The following is a 12,516-nucleotide window of genomic DNA, read 5'->3' on the forward strand; positions in this document are numbered from 1 at the left end:
ATAGGGGTGTGAGTCTCCTGAGCAGCATGCCAGTCGCCACCGACAAGAATGAGCGACGGCGCGAGCTGTCGGCGTTCCTGCGCAGCCGGCGGGAGCGGATCCAGCCCGACGAGGTCGGCTTCGCCCCCGGCGGACGACGCCGTACTCCGGGCCTGCGGCGCGAAGAGGTCGCTCAACTGGCGGGCGTCGGCGTGACTTGGTACACCTGGCTGGAGCAGGGCCGCGACATCAACGTGTCGGCCCAGGTGCTCGAGGCGATCTCCCGAACGCTCCGGCTCGACCGGTTGGAGCGCAACCACCTCTACACGCTGGCCGGGATCGCGCTCGGCCCCGGCAAGAGCGACTGCTCAGCACTCCCGCCGTCCGTGCAGAAGCTGCTCGACCAGCTCTCCCCGTACCCGGCACAGGTGCTGAACTCGCGGTACGACGTACTGGCGGTCAACGACGCCTTCTGCAAGGTGATCCTCGACCTGACCAAGATCCCGCTCGAGGAACGCAACCTGCTCTGGCTGACCTTCGTGTCGGACGAATGGCGCTGCGCGTTCATCGACCACGAGTCGATCGAGCAACACATGGTCGCGGGGTTCCGGGCCGCCTCGGCCGAGCACCTGGGGGAACCCAGTTGGCGGGACCTGACCGAGCGGCTGCTGGCGAACTCGCCGCTGTTCGCCGAGCTCTGGCAGCGGTACGACGTGGCCGCGCCGAGCAACAGGATCAAGGTGCTCGACAACGAGCGGATCGGTCTCATGCGGGTGGAGGCGGTGACGCTGTGGGTCAGTCAGGCGGCCGGCATGCGGATGACCACCTACACCCCGGCTGACGACGAATCAGAGGCCAAGCTCCACCAGCTGGTCAGCAACTGACCCGTACTCCGGTCGACGGGGCGGTGCGACCGGAGTACGGATCAGTGGGATCAGGTGACGGGGATGCCCGGGTTGGTGAGGGCCTTGCCGCCGGTGATGGTGTTCGAGCGGTCGATGGTGACCTTGCAGGTGGAAGCGTTGTAGTTGGTGATGTTGAAGGCGTACCGGCCGGCTCCGGTGGCGCCGGTCAGGTCGGACTTGTTGTTGCGGAAGACCGTGCCGCAACCCCAGCCGTCCTCCTGCGTGTGGGTCTCGAAGCCGTTGTTGGTGGTGTTCTTACCGGTGTTGTTCTCGATCACGTAGTTGTTGCCCTTGACATCGAGCCAGCTGTCGTCGAAGTTCGCGCCGGTCAGCCCGCGGCCGTCGAAGCTGTTGCCCGCGACCCGGCCGCCCTTGGTGCCTTCCTTCAGATCGACCGCTTCGCCGCCGACGTCCGGCCCGATCGTGTTGTCGAGGATCTGTACATTGTCCGACTTGTCGTCCAGGCCGCCGGCGCTGCCGACGTAGACGCCTTCACCCATCCCGCGTCCGTCGTTGCCGGTGTCGTAGATCTTCGAGTTCTTGAGCGTTCCGTAGGTGCTGCTGTTGCGAAAGTGCACACCTTCCATGTCCAGGCCGTGCACGGTGACACCGTCGATCACGACCCGGGTGGCGTTGTCGATCATGATGCCCTTCTGACCGCCGGTGACGGTGATGCCGGACACCTGCCAGTAGCTCGCGCCGTTGAGGTGGAGGCCGTAGCCACCGCCGGCGGTGAGCACGGCTTTGGCCGATCCGGTGAGTTTGATGGGTGCTGAGGAGGTACCGGAGACCGTCGCCTTGAAGTTCCCGGTATAGGTGCCGTCGGCAAGCTTGATGGTGTCGCCCGGCTTGGCATTGGTCAGTGCTGTCTTCAGTTGGGCAGCCGTGCTGACGTCGGCGGCGGCGGTTGCGGTGGTGGTGATGAGGGCTGTCGCGGTGAGTGCGAGAGTCGACATCAGGGCGAACCGATGGGGGCGTTTCATGGTTCCTCCTACTGCGTCAGGGGCGGGGACGAGAGAGGTCCTTGCTAGTTATTAGGAAAGTTTCCTAATAGATTTCCCGGAAAGTTAGCCCCCATGCCGAGTGCTGTCAATTGGTCGCGAAGCGTGACAGGGATAAATCCCGTGGGGCGGAACATCGATGCTTGGCCGACCCCTGACGCGGGAGGAGTCAGGCGGTGTCGCGAGCGGACCAGCCGGCCTTGAGGGCAGCGAGGGTGACGGCGATGGCGGGGCGTCGGGCGGTGGCTGTGCGCCAGACGGCGTACAGGCGGCGGCTGGGGGCGGGCTGCAGCGGGAGCGCGATCACGCCGTCCGGAAGGGTTCCGCGGCCGAGCCGGGGGAGCAGGCCGATACCGATGCCCCGGGCAAGCATCGCGAGCTGGGTCTGGTACTCCGCGATGGAGTAGGCGACCTCCGGTTGCACGCCGGCCTTGCGCATCGTGCGGACGAGCCACTCGTGGCAGATCGAACCGGCCGGCTGGCAGATCCAGCGCTCGCCGACCAGGTCCTCGGCGCGCACGACCTCTTTGCCTGCCAGGCGATGCGAGGCGGGGACCAGGACGTCGGCGGGATCGGAGCCGAGCTTGACGCGGGAGAGCTCCTCGGGGATCGCGAGTGGGGTGTTGTGCCAGTCGTGCACGATGGCGATCTGAATCTCGCCGCGGGCGACAGCGGCGACGGCCTCGACCGGGTCGGTCTCCGTCACGGTGACGTCGAGTGCGGGGTTGTCGTGGATCAGCTGGGGCAGCACGGCCGGCAGCAGGCCGCGCGCGGCGGTCGGGAAGGCGGCGATCGCCAGCGAGCCGATCGCCTGGCCGCGCTGTTCTTCCAGCGACAGCTCGGCACTCTCCACCAGTTGCAGAACCTGCGATGCGGTGGCTGCCAGCTGCAGGGCCGCGTCGGTGAGGACGATCCCGCGGCCGCGCTTCTCGATCAGGGTCGTCCGGGTCTCGCGCTCCAGTTTGGCGAGTTGCTGCGAGACCGCCGACGGTGTGTAGCCGAGTGCCTCGGCGGCGCTGCCGACCGAGCCGTACGTCGCGACGGCGTGCAGCGCGCGCAAGCGGCCCAGATCGATCATGTAGCACTCCTACAGTGTCAGCGGTAGCAATCTTCGCTGGTCCTTAACTGTAGCTCACCCCAGACTTGCTGACATGAACCCTCGTCACGTCCTCCTCGCGCTGGCTGCCGTGGTCGTCTGGGGCGTCAACTTCGTCGTCATCGAGGTCGGCCTGGAAGGCTTTCCGCCGTTGTTCTTCTCAGCGTTGCGGTTCTTCTTCGCGGCGGTCCCGGCGATCTTCCTGCTCGGCCGCCCTCGCGTCGCCTGGCGCTACGTGATCGCCGTCGGCCTGGCCCTCGGGGTGGCGAAGTTCGGGCTGCTCTTCATCGCGATGGACCACGGCGTCCCCGCCGGGCTGGCCTCGCTGGTGCTGCAATGCCAGGTCGTCTTCACGTTGCTCTTCGCAACCGTCGTACTACGAGAGCGCCCGCGCGCGGCCCAACTCGCCGGCATCGCGATCGCCTGCTGCGGCCTCGGCCTGATCCTCGTCGACCACCAGCTCGCCGCGCCGGTCGGAGCGCTAGGCCTGGTGATCCTGGCGGGCGCGAGCTGGGGTGTCGCCAATGTCGCGACCAGGCTGGGAAAACCGATGGACACCTTGCGCTTCATGGTCTGGGTCAGCGCGGTCGCCGTCCTGCCCCTGCTCACACTCTCGTTGCTGACTGAAGGCCCAGGCAACGACCTGGACGCCCTCCGCGCCATCGACCTCACCGGCGTAGGCGCCCTCGCCTACCTCTCCTTCGCCTCCACCCTCTTCGCCTTCGGCATCTGGGGTTTCCTACTCCGCGAGTACGACGCCACCACCGTCGCGCCCTTCTCCCTGCTGGTCCCAGTAGTAGGCATGGCAGCAGCCTGGCTCCTCCGCGGCGAACAGGTAGGCCTCCAGCAAGCAATCGCAGCCGCCTTGATCATCGGCGGCATGGCCTGCACGGTCATCCGCCGGCGAGTCCAAGACAAGGCGGAGGCTGTTGAGCGGACGCTTGCCAAGTCGGCTGCTTAGGCGCCTCACCCTGTCGGGGTGGCCAGTGGCAGGTTTTCGGGGCGCTGGCATGAAGCTTCACGCCAGCGGCACCAAAACCTGCCAGCAGACCCGTCTGAGGGTGAGGCAAGCCCCCATGGATGCACCCTTCCCACCCGGCCCCTGTCGCACCGCGTTCGCAGCCATCCGCCGGACCTCCCGGCATGCACAACTCCCGGGAACCGTGCCGACACGTCGGGGTAATCGCTTGCCCGTCGAGTTAGGTATGCACAGCGAGCCGCTCGGCTGCCACTGGCCACCAAATCTGGCCGGCCGGTGTTGCCCGGAGTCCACAGCGCTCTTACGACGGTGGCTGCGATAGCTCTTGGCGGACTTGCATCAGGGCGAAGCCCAACAGGTTGAGGCCTCGCCACTGCGCCGGGTGGCCGGCTCGGGGGTCGTCGGCGGCTAGGCCGATTCCCCAGATGCGGTCGACGGGGCTGGCCTCGACGAGGATCCGGGAGCTGGTGGCGAGGAGGTAGTCGAGGAGGGGCTGGTTCTGGCGGAACTTGTGGAGGTTGCCTTCGACAACCAGTTCCATTCGGTGGTGTTGCCAGGTCTCGGTGTCGAAGCCCTTGACCTCGCGGCCGATGGCCTTCGCCTGCTGGGGGTGGCCGGCCGCGGCAACTCGGCGTACCGAGTCTTCGTCGTTGAAGAGGCGGGCCTTGGCGGCCATCATCCAGTGTTCGGCGGTGGGGTAGCGGATGCCGTCGACGGTGAAGGGGGCGTGGAACCACTGGCTCAGGCAGGTCGCGCCGATGCTGCCGTCGCGGTTCGGGGTGTCGCCCCAGAAGAAGACGTACTTGTAGCGCTGCTTCTTGGCCAGACCGTCGAGCAGGTCGGCGGTCGACAGCGGAGTACCGGCTGTCACTCGTATTGGTTGGCCGGCGGAGTGACGCTCTGTACTCCGGTGATGGTCAGCGCGGCGACGTCCCCGTCGGTGCGCTTGGTCGGCTCGGCCCACTGGCCGGTCACGGTGACCCACTGGTTCTTGGGTGGCGACGCCTGACCGCGCGCCTCGACCATGAACGCAGTACCGTCGGCGACACAGCAGGTCAGCCCGATCCGGGAGACGTACCAGGTGCCGTTCTTGCCCGGCGTGACGAACCCGGTGAGCTGGAAATTGCGGCCCTTCATGCTCTCCTTCTCCCAGACGGCCCAGACGGCGTAATCCCGCACGGCCAACGGTACCGGGGCTGTGCTGTCGGCGCTCTGCGCGAGGAAGGAGTTGCCTTTCGGTGCGATCGGTCTGGCCGCCACGGGCGACTGGCGCTGGGCGGCGTCGGCGCCGAGCGCGGGCGGATCGACGACGAGCAACGCGAAGATCGGTACTACGAGAAGCCACGCGGCTCGCGGCAGCAGGTGCCCGTGGCCGTGCCCGTCATCGGCATGCGCATCGCCGGGCTTCTTGCGGGTGTCTGCGAGGACGTCCGCGACCGCGAGGATGATCAGGATGGCGCCGGCCGCGAGCAGCATCCAGCGCATGCCGGGCTTCACGTACCGCAGATAGGTGTTGGAGGTGGCGAGCTGCACCACCGCGGCGCCGACGAACACGACGACCAGACCCGCGACATTGCGCCTCACAGCAGCCACCACCCGACGAGAAGACTGGACAGGATCGCGACCACGAAGGTGGCCGGCGCGAATCGGACGGCGAACTTCGGGCCGAACGTGCCGGTCTGCAAGGCGATCAGCTTCACGTCGACGATCGGGCCGACCACCATGAACGCCAGCCGCGCGGTGAGCGAGAACTGCGTCAGACTCGCGGCAACGAACGCATCCGCCTCGGAGCAGATCGCGAGCAGCACGGCGAGCAGGCCGAGTACGACGACGGAGATGAGCAGGTTGCTCGCGACGTGATCGAGCCATTGCCGCGGTACGACGACGTTGAGCGTGGCCGCGGCGGCCGCGCCGACGACCAGGAATCCGCCGGCGTGCAGGAAGTCGTGCAGCATCGACGAGCGGAACACCTCGAGCTTGCCGGTGCCCTCGGCATGCCGGTTCTTGGGCATCTTCAGCCAGCTACTGCCTTTGCCGGTCAGCAACCACAGCCATCCGAGGATCATCGAGACGCCGAGTGAGGTGACGGCTCTTGCGATGACGACCTTCGGCTGGCCGGGGAATGCGACCGCGGTCGACGCCAGTACTACGGGATTGATCGCGGGCGCTGAGAGGAGGAACGCGATCGCTGCCGCTGGGGTGACGCCGCGATTCATCAGCGCGGCCGAGACCGGGACGGAGGCGCACTCGCAACCGGGCAGTACTACGCCGGACATGCTGGCGACCGGTACTGCGAGAGCCGGGTGCTTGGGGAGCGCCTTGGCGAAGAAGGACGCGGGGACGAAGGCGGTGAGGGCGGCCGAGAGGAGTACGCCGAGGACTAGGAACGGCATCGCCTGGACGGTGACGCCGACGAACATGGTCGCCCAGGTCCGTACGCCGTCGTCGCTGAACAAGCCGGCGAAGATCTTCCGGCCGAAGAGCGCGAGCCCGACGAGCACGACCAGCGTCAAGGTGAAGGCGATCGACGAACCAGCCGGCTCCTTCTCCTCCGCACCGTGAGCGGCTCCGTCGTCCGGTGCGGTCGGCTCTGGCGAAGGCTGTGGCGGCGGGCCGGGCGGCGCGGTGGGATCTGCCATCGGGGCGGCGGAATCCCGCTCCTCGGTGGCCTCGGGCGTCGTCATGGGCGGCATCCTGACACAGCGGAACGCACCCGGACGAGCACACACAGCGCCGGTGAAATGAAAATCAGCGTCATTCCGCCGAATACTCGCAACCCCCACTCACCCCCCTGTCCGCCGCCCCACCCCGCCCACCCGCGGCCCACCCGCAGCCCCACCCGCGGCCCGACCCGCGGCCCCGCCCGCAGCATTTCGGTGGTTAACCCCTGAGATTGTGGGTTGCCACCCATGAACCACGGGTGGCAACCCACAACTTGAGGGGTTAACCACCGAAATGCGTGGGCGAGGCCGCGGGTGGCGGGGCGTGGGAGGGTGGGGGGTATGGATGCTGACGTCGTGCGGGCGGTCAACCGGCTCACTTCGCGCTGGGTGCGGGAGTTGCCGCCGGGCAATACGGTCGTGTCCGGGCTTGGGCTCTGGCCGTTGCTCGCCATGCTGGCGACGGCTGCCGATGAGCCTGGGCGAGGTGAGCTCGCGGAGGCGGCTGGAGTCGATGCCGCTCGCGGTGCTGCCCAGGCGGTCGAGTTGATGGCTGCCGTGGACAGTGCGGCTGACCTGCATGCGGCGCTTGGGGTTTGGGTGCACGAGCAGTTGAAGTTGAGTGAGTCGTTCGACTCCGTAGTACCGGCTGCTTTGAGTGGGACGCTGACCGGGGATCAGACGGCTGACAAGGCGAAGCTTGATGCTTGGGCGGCGGAGCATACGGACGGGTTGATCCGGGAGATGCCGCTCGACGTGACGCCTGACCTGGCCGTCGTACTGGCGTCGGCGTTGTCGTTGCGGACGACCTGGGTGCGGCCGTTCAAGGAGCAGATCAAGCGGCAGAACGACGGGCCGTGGAAGGGCGGGTCGTGGCATTGGCTGGAGCGGAGTGATCGCGATCTGTCGTCGGTTCGCCTGTACGACGGGGTGACGGTGGCGACCGTCGTCGGCGATGCGGATGTGGATGTGTTGCTGGGGATCGGGGCTGCTGAGGCATCGCAGGGCGACGTACTGGCTGGGTTGCTGGCGGCGTCGCTTAAGGTGGATGGCGGTGTGGGCGGCGCGGAGTTGCTGGCGAAAGGTGGGGCTGCGCCGGGGGTGACGGTTGGGACGACGACTGCGCCGGCGCCTGAGGTGCGGGTGTCGCTGCCTGCCTTCAATGTGAAGGTGGAGCACGACCTGCTGGCTCTGCGGGAGCTCTTCGGGCTGTCCGTGGTGAGTTCGCCGCCGCGGGGTGGTGGGCATTTCAGTGCGATCAGCCCGGAGCAGTTGGTGGTCGGGCAGGCGCGGCAGACGGTACTGGCGCGGTTCTTCGCGACCGGGTTCGAGGCTGCGGCGGTGACGGCGATGGGGTTGATGCGGGCGTCGATGCAGACCTCGCAGTCGCAGCGGCTCGAGGTGTCGCTGGATCGGCCGTTCGGGTTTGTCGCCGTCCACCGGGCGTCGCGGCTGCCGGTGGTGGCGGGGTGGGTCGCTCAGCCGACCGAACCCGAATAGAAGAGCTTGTTGAGCAGGGCGGAGGCTTCGTCGACTCCTGCGCGATCGCCGGTTAGTAGTAGGTCGAAGAGGAGTCCGCGGGAGGCGGCTAGGCCGAGTCGTGCGTAGGCCGGTGCATGGTCCGCTGGGACGCCGGCGCGCTTGCAGATCTCGATCAGGGGTGGCAGCCAGACGTTGATCAGGTCTGCCTTGAGGGCCTCGGTGTGCGGGAGGTCCTGCATGGCGTGGGCCGACAGCTCGAAGAACAGTGGGCCGTAGATCAGCGCAGCCTCGGTGACTTGGCGCCAGAATCGCTCGGACAGTTCTTCGATCGGTACTTCGTTGTCGAGGGTCGCGAGCAGTTCGCGCTGCTGGGCCTCGACCGTGCGGACCACCTCGGCCAGCAGGCCCTCGCGGGAGCCGAAGTGGTAGATGAGCATGCGGTGGCTGGTGCCGATGTTGGTTGCGATCGAGCGCAGGCTGGCGTCGCCGATGCCGTTCCTGGCGAAGTACTCGATCGCGTCGGTCAGCAGGGACTCGCGACTCACGCCTGCTCGCTGACCTTCTTCAGGCTCTCGCCCTCGATGGCGATGTACTCCCTGGTCAGCTTGGCCATCAGTTTGCCGAACACCCAGCCGAGCGGGCCCTCCTGGATGATCGTCGCGGTCACGACGGTGCCCTCGGGGGTTTCGGCGACCCGGTGGCCGCCGGTGGTCTTGATGCCGGGGGCCTTCGAGACCCATTCGAAGTACTGGCCTTCGACGAGCTCGGTCACCTCCCAGACGGCGACCGGGAGCTTGGGCTGACGGATCCGGGTCCGGGCGCCGAGGTGGATCCGGCCCTCGTCGAGCCGCTCGACGTGGGAGATCGTCGGGGTCCACTTGGGCCAGTTGGCGACGTCGCTGAAGATCGCCCAGACGCGGTCGGCCGGGGCCTGGACGGTGACGGAGTGATCGAAGCGCATGTACCAAATGGTACACGGATCTGAGCCACTCACAAACGCTGTTGCCAGCGGTGTCCGAGCGGCAGGCTGAGCGTAAGAAGGCGGTCAGGATGCTGGTTGGTGAGTGCTGGCGGTCCGGGGGCCGGGTAGGGTCTGGCGCATGTCTGACCACACCCCCACGGAGAACGAGCAGGACCCGGGAGCGAGCACGCAGATGTTCCGCGCGTTCGTCAACGAGGCCCAGGCCGAGCCGACGACACCCCCGAAGGTGAACGGCCGCACCCTGGCGATCGTCGGCGGCGTAGTCGTCCTGATCGCCATCATCGCCGCGATCCTCGTCCTCTGACCTATAGCTCCCCACCGCTTCCTCGCCTGAGCCGCGCTGGATGACCACCGTCGACGTCCACGTCGTACGGGTCTTCACAGACCCCTCTGGCGCCCACGGCAACCCCCTCGCCATTGTCGACGGCCGCGAGGTCCCCTCGTCGTTGCGCCAGCCGCTGGCCGCCCAACTCGGCTACAGCGAAACCGTCTTCATCGACGACCCGGCCGACGGCGTCCTGCAGATCTTCAGCCCGGCAGCCGAGATGCCTTTCGCCGGCCATCCCACCGTCGGTGCCGCCTGGTGGCTCCACTCCCAGGGCTACTCCTGCGACGTCCTTCGGGTCCCAGCCGGCGAGATCCCGGTAACCCGTACCGACGACCTCACCTCAGTCCAAGCCCACTCCACGTGGGGCAGCACCTTCACCTGGCACCAACTGGCGTCGGCTGCCGAAGTACTGGCCGCTTCACCGACTGACTACTCCGCCGGCCACACCTATCTGTGGTCCTGGCTGGACGAGCCCGCCGGCACCATCCGCTCCCGGATGTTCGCCCCCGCCATGGGCATCGAGGAAGACGAAGCCACCGGCTCAGCCGCCACCCAACTAGCCGCCCGCCTAGGCCGCAACCTCCACATCACCCAAGGCGCCGGCTCCCACCTCCACACCACCCTCTTGCCAGACGGCTGGACCACAGTCGGCGGCCGAGTAGCCCCCGAACCACCCCGCCAAGCTCGACCCGGGGCAGGTATGGAAGTTCTTTAGGCGCGGGCGGCGGCATACCGGTTGAGTAGCTGGTGTCGGGGCGGGGCGGATTCTGGGGAATCGTTGACTGGGGACGGTTGGCGGATGGAGCATGGGGGCTCGGCTAGGGAGGTCAGATGGCGGACGTGGTCAGGGCGGCGTTGGTTCAGACGAACTGGACTGGGGACCAGGAGTCGATGACTAAGGCGCATGAGGATTATGCGCGGCAGGCGGCAGCTGCGGGAGCGAAGGTTATTTGCTTCCAGGAGTTGTTCTACGGGCCTTACTTCTGTCAGCTGCAGGATCCTAAGTTTTATGAGTATGCGGAGTCGGTGCCCGGGCCAACGACTGAGCGGTTCCAGGCGCTGGCCAAGGAACTTGGCATGGTGATGGTGCTGCCGATGTACGAGCAGGAGCAGGCGGGGGTGCTCTACAACACCGCGGCCGTGATCGATGCTGATGGCAAGTACCTCGGGAAGTACCGGAAGAACCACATTCCGCAGGTGAACGGGTTCTGGGAGAAGTTCTACTTCCGGCCCGGGAATCTGGGCTACCCCGTGTTCGACACGGCGGTCGGGCGGATCGGCGTGTACATCTGCTACGACCGGCACTTCCCTGAGGGTTGGCGGGCGCTCGGCCTCGCGGGGGCGAAGATCGTGTTCAATCCGTCGGCTACGAGTCGTGGGTTGTCGTCGTACCTCTGGAAGCTGGAGCAGCCGGCATCCGCCGTGGCCAACGAGTACTTCATCGGGGCTATCAACCGGGTGGGTGTGGAGTCCGAGTTCGGGGAGAACGACTTCTACGGGTCGTCGTACTTCGTGGATCCGGAGGGGAAGTTCGTGGGGGAGGTCGGCCATGATCACGACCCCGAGCTGATCGTCCGGGACCTGGATCTGAGTCTGCTCGACACGGTGCGGGACCGGTGGCAGTTCTACCGGGATCGCCGGCCGGATGCTTATGGGGATCTGACCAAGCCGTAGCCGAAGGGGACAAGCGAATGTCGTTGCTGGTCAAGGGTGGGACCGTCATCGGGCCGACGGGTGCCCAGAAGGCTGATGTGCTGGTCGACGGGGAGAAGATCGTCGCGCTCTTCGACCCGGAGTACCGCCAAGAGGTCACCGCCGACGAGGTGATCGATGCCAGCGGCAAGTATGTGATCCCGGGCGGGATCGACGCCCACACGCATATGGAGATGCCGTTCGGCGGTACGTCGGCCAGCGACACCTTCGACACCGGGACACGGGCCGCCGCGTTCGGTGGTACGACGACCATCATCGACTTCGCGATCCAGAAGACCGGTGAGGTGGTGCAGGACGGGCTGGACGCCTGGCACACCAAGGCCGACGGCAACTGTCACATCGACTACGCCTTCCACATGATCCTGGGTGGCGTCGACGAGGACGCGCTCAAGGCGATGGACCAGCTGGTCGCGAGCGAGGGCATCACCAGCTTCAAGCTGTTCATGGCCTACCCGGGAGTCTTCTACTCCGACGACGGCCAGATCCTCCGGGCGATGCAGCGCGCCCGCGAGAACGGCGCGATGATCATGATGCACGCCGAGAACGGCATCGCGATCGACGTACTCGTCCAGCAGGCTCTGCAAAGAGGCGAGACCGACCCGATCTACCACGGCATCACCCGCCCGGAGGCGCTGGAGGCCGAGGCGACCAGCCGCGCGATCTCACTCGCCTCCGTGGCGAAGGACTGCCCGCTCTACATCGTTCACCTCTCCGCCAGCAAGGCGCTCGAGGCAGTTGCCGCAGCACGCAACGACGGGCGCAACGTCTTCGCGGAGACCTGCCCGCAGTACCTGTACCTGACCCTCGAAGACCAATTGGGCGCGCCCGGTTTCGAGGGCGCCAAATGGGTCTGCTCCACGCCGCTGCGGAGCAAGCACGAGCACCATGCCCGGGACCTGTGGAAAGGCCTCAAGACCAACGACCTCGCTGTCGTGTCGACCGACCACTGCCCGTTCTGCTTCAAGGACCAGAAGGAGCTGGGGATCGGTGACTTCTCCAAGATCCCGAACGGTATCGGCGGCGTCGAGCACCGCGTCGACCTCGTCTACCAAGGCGTCGTGGACGGCCAGCTCAGCCTCGAGCGCTGGGTCGAGACGATCGCGACGACGCCGGCCCGGATGTTCGGGCTGTACCCGCAGAAGGGCATCATCGCGCCCGGCTCGGACGCCGACCTCGTGATCTACGACCCCAACGGCAGCACCCGGATCGGCGTCGAGACCCACCACATGAACATGGACTACTCGGCGTACGAAGGGGTGGAGATCGCCGGCCGGGTGGGCACCGTGATCTCGCGCGGCGAGGTGATCGTGGCTGACGGCAACTACCATGGCCGCAAGGGGCGCGGCCGGTACCTGAAGCGCGGCCTCTCGTCGTACCTGCTCTAAGAGGAG

The 12,516-nt window shown here is 67.0% G+C and carries 14 protein-coding genes; 7 read left to right on the forward strand and 7 right to left on the reverse strand.

Annotated features, from left to right (window positions below):
• The first annotated feature begins 8 nt into the window (after positions 1-8).
• The gene (locus OHA70_RS21335) at positions 9-863 is read left to right on the forward strand and encodes a helix-turn-helix transcriptional regulator (RefSeq protein ID WP_328320279.1); all 855 of its coding nucleotides are present in this window, start codon (positions 9-11) and stop codon (positions 861-863) included.
• A 50-nt stretch (positions 864-913) separates the two neighbouring features.
• Here the strand turns inward: OHA70_RS21335 and OHA70_RS21340 are convergent, their stop codons facing one another.
• Positions 914-1,867, reverse strand: coding sequence for a right-handed parallel beta-helix repeat-containing protein (locus OHA70_RS21340; RefSeq protein ID WP_328320281.1), 954 nt, complete (start codon positions 1,865-1,867; stop codon positions 914-916).
• A 187-nt stretch (positions 1,868-2,054) separates the two neighbouring features.
• Positions 2,055-2,963 carry a LysR family transcriptional regulator gene (locus OHA70_RS21345; RefSeq protein ID WP_328320283.1) on the reverse strand — a complete coding sequence of 303 codons (909 nt, stop codon included), beginning with the start codon at positions 2,961-2,963 and terminating at the stop codon, positions 2,055-2,057.
• A 73-nt stretch (positions 2,964-3,036) separates the two neighbouring features.
• Here OHA70_RS21345 and OHA70_RS21350 point away from each other — a divergent pair, with 73 nt between their 5' ends.
• Positions 3,037-3,942: an EamA family transporter gene (locus OHA70_RS21350; protein WP_328320285.1), complete on the forward strand. Its 906-nt coding sequence runs from the start codon at positions 3,037-3,039 to the stop codon at positions 3,940-3,942.
• A gap of 319 nt (positions 3,943-4,261) precedes the next feature.
• Here OHA70_RS21350 and OHA70_RS21355 read toward each other — a convergent pair whose 3' ends face one another.
• Genes OHA70_RS21355 through OHA70_RS21365 form a run of 3 tightly spaced genes read right to left on the reverse strand, consistent with a single transcriptional unit; the run spans position 4,262 to position 6,644 of the window.
• A complete protein-coding gene (locus OHA70_RS21355; RefSeq protein ID WP_328320286.1) occupies positions 4,262-4,831 on the reverse strand; it encodes an NADAR family protein in 570 nt (189 codons plus the stop codon).
• Complete coding sequence (locus OHA70_RS21360; protein WP_328320287.1) at positions 4,828-5,544, reverse strand: TIGR03943 family putative permease subunit; 717 nt, start codon at positions 5,542-5,544, stop codon at positions 4,828-4,830. The genes OHA70_RS21355 and OHA70_RS21360 overlap by 4 nt, the downstream gene beginning before the upstream one ends.
• Positions 5,541-6,644 (reverse strand): permease, encoded by a 1,104-nt coding sequence (locus OHA70_RS21365; RefSeq protein ID WP_328320289.1) that lies wholly within the window; start codon positions 6,642-6,644, stop codon positions 5,541-5,543. Before OHA70_RS21365 ends, OHA70_RS21360 begins: the two co-directional genes overlap by 4 nt.
• A 318-nt stretch (positions 6,645-6,962) precedes the next feature.
• On the opposite strand from OHA70_RS21365, the gene OHA70_RS21370 reads away from it, so the two are divergent.
• The gene (locus OHA70_RS21370) at positions 6,963-8,120 is read left to right on the forward strand and encodes a serpin family protein (RefSeq protein WP_328320291.1); all 1,158 of its coding nucleotides are present in this window, start codon (positions 6,963-6,965) and stop codon (positions 8,118-8,120) included.
• Here OHA70_RS21370 and OHA70_RS21375 read toward each other — a convergent pair.
• Both OHA70_RS21375 and OHA70_RS21380 read right to left on the reverse strand, forming a co-directional pair.
• Positions 8,099-8,647, reverse strand: coding sequence for a TetR/AcrR family transcriptional regulator (locus OHA70_RS21375; RefSeq protein WP_328320293.1), 549 nt, complete (start codon positions 8,645-8,647; stop codon positions 8,099-8,101). The two genes, OHA70_RS21370 and OHA70_RS21375, sit on opposite strands and share 22 nt — an antisense overlap.
• Positions 8,644-9,063, reverse strand: coding sequence for an SRPBCC family protein (locus OHA70_RS21380; protein ID WP_328320295.1), 420 nt, complete (start codon positions 9,061-9,063; stop codon positions 8,644-8,646). Before OHA70_RS21380 ends, OHA70_RS21375 begins: the two co-directional genes overlap by 4 nt.
• A gap of 139 nt (positions 9,064-9,202) precedes the next feature.
• Between OHA70_RS21380 and OHA70_RS21385 the strand changes: the two genes are divergently transcribed.
• The 4 genes from OHA70_RS21385 (at position 9,203) to hydA (ending at position 12,510) form a co-directional block, all read left to right on the forward strand.
• The gene (locus tag OHA70_RS21385) at positions 9,203-9,388 is read left to right on the forward strand and encodes a hypothetical protein (protein ID WP_328320297.1); all 186 of its coding nucleotides are present in this window, start codon (positions 9,203-9,205) and stop codon (positions 9,386-9,388) included.
• A 40-nt stretch (positions 9,389-9,428) separates the two neighbouring features.
• The gene (locus OHA70_RS21390) at positions 9,429-10,127 is read left to right on the forward strand and encodes a PhzF family phenazine biosynthesis protein (protein ID WP_328320299.1); all 699 of its coding nucleotides are present in this window, start codon (positions 9,429-9,431) and stop codon (positions 10,125-10,127) included.
• Between the two features lie 116 nt (positions 10,128-10,243).
• On the forward strand, positions 10,244-11,086 hold the full coding sequence (locus OHA70_RS21395; RefSeq protein WP_328320301.1) for a nitrilase-related carbon-nitrogen hydrolase: 843 nt from the start codon (positions 10,244-10,246) through the stop codon (positions 11,084-11,086).
• Positions 11,087-11,103: 17 nt separating this feature from the next.
• On the forward strand, positions 11,104-12,510 hold the full coding sequence (gene hydA / locus OHA70_RS21400; protein ID WP_328320303.1) for a dihydropyrimidinase: 1,407 nt from the start codon (positions 11,104-11,106) through the stop codon (positions 12,508-12,510).
• Positions 12,511-12,516 lie beyond the last annotated feature (6 nt).

This window comes from Kribbella sp. NBC_00382, assembly GCF_036067295.1.
Taxonomy (GTDB): Bacteria; Actinomycetota; Actinomycetes; order Propionibacteriales; family Kribbellaceae; genus Kribbella.

Excerpts from the sequence above, each read along its gene's own strand:
- OHA70_RS21340 (WP_328320281.1), bottom strand. The coding sequence starts at position 1,867 with ATGAAACGCCCCCATCGGTTCGCCCTGATGTCGACTCTCGCACTCACC.
- OHA70_RS21345 (WP_328320283.1), bottom strand. The coding sequence starts at position 2,963 with ATGATCGATCTGGGCCGCTTGCGCGCGCTGCACGCCGTCGCGACGTAC.
- OHA70_RS21350 (WP_328320285.1), top strand. The coding sequence starts at position 3,037 with ATGAACCCTCGTCACGTCCTCCTCGCGCTGGCTGCCGTGGTCGTCTGG.
- OHA70_RS21365 (WP_328320289.1), bottom strand. The coding sequence starts at position 6,644 with ATGACGACGCCCGAGGCCACCGAGGAGCGGGATTCCGCCGCCCCGATG.
- OHA70_RS21370 (WP_328320291.1), top strand. The coding sequence starts at position 6,963 with ATGGATGCTGACGTCGTGCGGGCGGTCAACCGGCTCACTTCGCGCTGG.
- OHA70_RS21380 (WP_328320295.1), bottom strand. The coding sequence starts at position 9,063 with ATGCGCTTCGATCACTCCGTCACCGTCCAGGCCCCGGCCGACCGCGTC.
- OHA70_RS21385 (WP_328320297.1), top strand. The coding sequence starts at position 9,203 with ATGTCTGACCACACCCCCACGGAGAACGAGCAGGACCCGGGAGCGAGC.
- OHA70_RS21390 (WP_328320299.1), top strand. The coding sequence starts at position 9,429 with ATGACCACCGTCGACGTCCACGTCGTACGGGTCTTCACAGACCCCTCT.
- OHA70_RS21395 (WP_328320301.1), top strand. The coding sequence starts at position 10,244 with ATGGCGGACGTGGTCAGGGCGGCGTTGGTTCAGACGAACTGGACTGGG.
- hydA (WP_328320303.1), top strand. The coding sequence starts at position 11,104 with ATGTCGTTGCTGGTCAAGGGTGGGACCGTCATCGGGCCGACGGGTGCC.